Origin of the sequence: Brevibacterium sp. 91QC2O2, assembly GCF_024580695.1 — a bacterium.
Classification (GTDB): Bacteria; Actinomycetota; Actinomycetes; order Actinomycetales; family Brevibacteriaceae; genus Brevibacterium; species Brevibacterium moorei.
This window is the reverse complement of the sequence record NZ_JANIJY010000045.1, coordinates 1-3,718: the sequence shown is the minus strand read 5'-3', so window position 1 is coordinate 3,718 and position 3,718 is coordinate 1. Positions and strand designations below refer to the sequence as shown.

The window sequence follows — 3,718 nt, the reverse complement described above, 5'->3', positions numbered from 1 at the left end:
TAAACGCCGAGACGATGACTTCGTCATCGCCTACCGTGAATACCTGCTCGCCGCGTAGGCCACCTCGCCATGGTCGATCACCACCACCATGATCACGACCGGGCTTGACAACCTATAGGAGCATCACCCGGCCGGGTACCGGGCGACGCCATGGCCAACACGGGGCCAACACAGGGCCAACACCGGTTCAACAGTGGGTGGGCCGGCGGTGGGTGGGCCGGGAGTTGATGTCCGGGGAGCGAACAGGCCGGTTCAGTCCCGGAAGCTCACCGTGTATTCTCCAGACCCTCACATACCGACAGTCGGTGAATCGGCCGGGGGCCTGCCGCGGGCCCGGTAGGCTCGTAGGCATGGAGATGAACGCCGTCGCCCACTGGGCAGTGACGCTCATGGAAAGACTCGGTGGCCCGGGAGCGGGACTGGCCATCGCCCTGGAGAACCTGTTCCCGCCGCTGCCCAGCGAGGTGATCCTGCCATTGGCCGGCTTCACCGCCAGCCGGGGCTCCTTCACCCTGCCGGGGGTCCTGTTCTGGACCACCCTGGGTTCTGTGGTCGGGGCGCTCATGCTCTACGGCCTGGGAGCCTGGCTGGGGCGCGAGAGGACCCGCAAGCTGTTCGGCGCGATCCCGCTGGTGAAGGTCGAGGACGTGGAGAAGACCGAGGCCTGGTTCGACCGGCACGGGCCCAAGGCTGTGTTCTTCGGCAGAATGGTCCCCATCTTCCGCAGCTTCATCTCGATTCCCGCCGGCGTCACCCGCATGTCCCTGCTGCGCTTCACCCTGCTGACCACCCTCGGTTCGGCCATCTGGAACACGATCTTCGTATGCGCCGGCTTCTACCTGGGCGAGAACTGGCACGTGGTCGAGGAGTACGCCGACGTCTTCCAGAAGATCGTGATCTTCGCGGTGCTGGCCTTCCTCGTCTGGTTCATCGGCCAGCGCATTCTGCGCCGCAAACCCAAACGCAGTCCGCGGCACTGACCCTCCCCCACTGCACTACCCGCCAGTCCGGTGCCCCGCAGGCCAGGTGCCCGCTCCCGGCTCGGTGGTACTCGCGAGTCGGGTGCCCCTCGGGTCGGGTGCCCGCGCCTTTTCGGTGGTACCACTTGCGTTTGGTGGCACGAGATGCGCGCGCATCTGCTGCCACCGAGCGCAAGTGGTACCACCGGCGGGTTCAGGTATGCGGGGCCGAGGCGGCGGTTCAGATCAGCGGTTCGCCCGCCTCGGCGACGATTCGGCCGCCGGCGACCACGAGCTCGCGCCGCGGCACCCTGACCAGGGCATCGGGCACGTTCTCTGCGTCGATGAGCACCAGGTCCCCCACAGCGCCGGGCACCAGGTCGTGGACCTCGCGCCCCACGAAGCGCGCCGCACCGGAGCCGGCCAGGCGCGCGACCTCGGTGAAGTCCTCGTCATAGCGCACCCCGTGGATCCGGGCGAACTCCCACGCCACGCGCAGGACGTCCCCGTCGCCGTACGGCGACCACAGATCGCGGATGCCGTCGGTGCCCAGGCCGATCGGAACCTCGTGGGCGGCCATGTCCCGCCAGGGCAGAGGTGCGGCCTTCACCGGCGCCACCGTCGACCAGCTGATGCCGAGTTCCCCGAACTGCTCGACCAGCGACTGCTGCCGGGCCGCGGGCAGGTCGCCGAGCCCGAAACCGTGGGAGACGTTGACCCGCCCCTGCAGGCCCAGCGCTCTGGTCCGTTCGATGATGAGCTCGTACTCGAAGGCACCCAGCTCCGCAGGGGAGTGCAGGTGGATGTCCAAGCCGCAACCGTGCCGGTCCGCGATCGCGAAGATCCCATCCAATTGCCCCACCGGGTCGCGGTCGATCGCGCAGGGGTCCAACCCGCCGATGTAGTCCGCACCCTCGGCGCCCGCGCGATCCAACAGGTCCAGCACTCCGGGCCGGCGCATCACGCCGTCCTGGGGGAAGGCGATGATCTGCACGTCGACCGCGCCGGACAGATTCGCAGCTGCCTGCCGCACGGCGGCGATCCCGTCGAGTCCCACACCCAGGTCGACGTCGACATGGGTACGGGTCGCCGTGGTGCCGTGGCGCAGGAATTCGCACAGCACCGCCTCGGTGGGTTCGATGCCCGGGATGCCGAGGCGCGCGCGCTCCGAGCGTTCGTGGGCGATGCGTCCCTGCGTCGTGGCCTCGCCACCGTAGGGCTCCCACGGCTGTCCCCACCAGCTCTTGTCGACGTGCGCATGGGCGTTGATGAAGCCGGGCAGGGCCAACAGCCCACGGCCGTCGACAACGGTGGCAGCCGAGACCGCGGCACCGGGGCCGGCCTGCGACGCCCGTGCGGCGTCGCCAGTGCCAGGGGTCCCTTGTGCCGCGTGGTCGGTGCCGGCCGGACGAGTGGCGCTGAAGACGCCGTCGACGATGTACAGGTCAGTCGGGGCACCGCCCCACGGGCGGACGTTCTCGACCACCAGGGTGCGATTCGAAGTGGCAGCGTCTGGCCGGGGCGCAAAGAGTTTGTCCATAGAGCACAGCCTACCGACCCTCGGCCGTCGGGCGTCGACCATCCGGCCGAGGCGCGGTGGTTTTCACTGAAGATTTCCGAGGGTGCGGAATAGCCCCCGATGCTCACACGTTCCTCTCTCTGGAGAGGTCCGGCCTCCGGGTTCGGGCCGCAGAACCGAGGAGGACGATATGCGGATCGGTGTTATCGGCGCGACCGGCATGGCCGGGTCAGCCATTTACAAGGAGGCAGTCAAGCGCGGCGAGGACGTCGTCGCTCTAGTGCGCGATGCGCAGAAGGCGCAGGATGTGTTGGGCGCCTCGGGCGAACAGGTGCAGGTTGTCGACGCCTTCGCGCTGACGTCTGCGGACGTGGAGGGCTTCGACGCCATCGTCGATGCCTTCGCCACTGCGCCCGACCTGGCCGAACAGCACATCGAACTGGCCAAGCACCTGGTGTCGATCGCGGGTGCCACGAAGCCGCGTCTGGTGTTCATCCTGGGCGCGGGGTCCCTGCTGGCCGGCGAGGACAAGCACTTCCACGTCGAGGACATCGCCAAGGTTCCCGGCTCCGAGGCCTGGATCAACATTCCCAGCCAGCAGAAGTTGGAGCTGGACTACCTGCGCACGGTCGAGGGCGTCGATTGGGTGGGTGCCAGCCCGCAGGATGCCTTCATCCCCGGCGAGGCCACAACGCCCAAGCTCGGTGGTGATGAACTGATGTTCGCCGCCGATGGGAAGTCCCATACGACCAACGGCACCATGGCGATCGCGATCCTGGACGAGCTGCAGAACCCCCAGCACCGCAACACACGGTTCACGGCCTCCGACGCCTGAGCGCCTCCGCCCCTGCTGGTGGTGGCTCCACACACGCGCCGGTGGCAGCAAAACTCGTGGGTTTTGCTGCCACCGGTGCCTGTGTGGAGCCACTCCCGACCAAGCACGCCCAACCAGGCACCCCCACAGAAGTGACCTAGACACCGAACCGGGCGGGCACACAGCCGGCCAAACGGGTCCACACACCCGCCCGTGAATGCACAAAAAGAAGAGAGCCCGTGTGCGAGCCCCACCCCACCAGGGCGGCTCAAGCACACAGGCTCCCTCATATATAAAAAAATTGCGGCGGTGACCTACTCTCCCACACACTCCCGCATGCAGTACCATCAGCGCAATCGGGCTTAGCTTCCGGGTTCGGAAAGGGACCGGGCGTTTCCCCAACGCTCTCACCACCGCAAAACCACA

Annotated in this window: 3 protein-coding genes and 1 rRNA gene; 2 read left to right on the top strand and 2 right to left on the bottom strand. The window is 67.6% G+C overall.

The annotated features are described in order from the left end of the window. The first annotated feature begins 350 nt into the window (after positions 1 to 350). Positions 351 to 980 carry a DedA family protein gene (locus tag NQ036_RS15300; protein WP_257049923.1) on the top strand — a complete coding sequence of 210 codons (630 nt, stop codon included), beginning with the start codon at positions 351 to 353 and terminating at the stop codon, positions 978 to 980. Positions 981 to 1,200: 220 nt separating this feature from the next. Here NQ036_RS15300 and NQ036_RS15295 read toward each other — a convergent pair whose 3' ends face one another. Beyond that, entirely contained in the window at positions 1,201 to 2,499 is a 1,299-nt protein-coding gene (locus NQ036_RS15295; RefSeq protein ID WP_257059981.1) for an amidohydrolase family protein, read from the bottom strand. Positions 2,500 to 2,668: 169 nt separating this feature from the next. Here NQ036_RS15295 and NQ036_RS15290 point away from each other — a divergent pair, with 169 nt between their 5' ends. After that, complete coding sequence (locus NQ036_RS15290) at positions 2,669 to 3,313, top strand: NAD(P)-dependent oxidoreductase (RefSeq protein ID WP_257059978.1); 645 nt, start codon at positions 2,669 to 2,671, stop codon at positions 3,311 to 3,313. A 280-nt stretch (positions 3,314 to 3,593) separates the two neighbouring features. Here NQ036_RS15290 and rrf read toward each other — a convergent pair. After that, a 5S ribosomal RNA gene (rrf, locus tag NQ036_RS15285) occupies positions 3,594 to 3,710 on the bottom strand. Positions 3,711 to 3,718 lie beyond the last annotated feature (8 nt).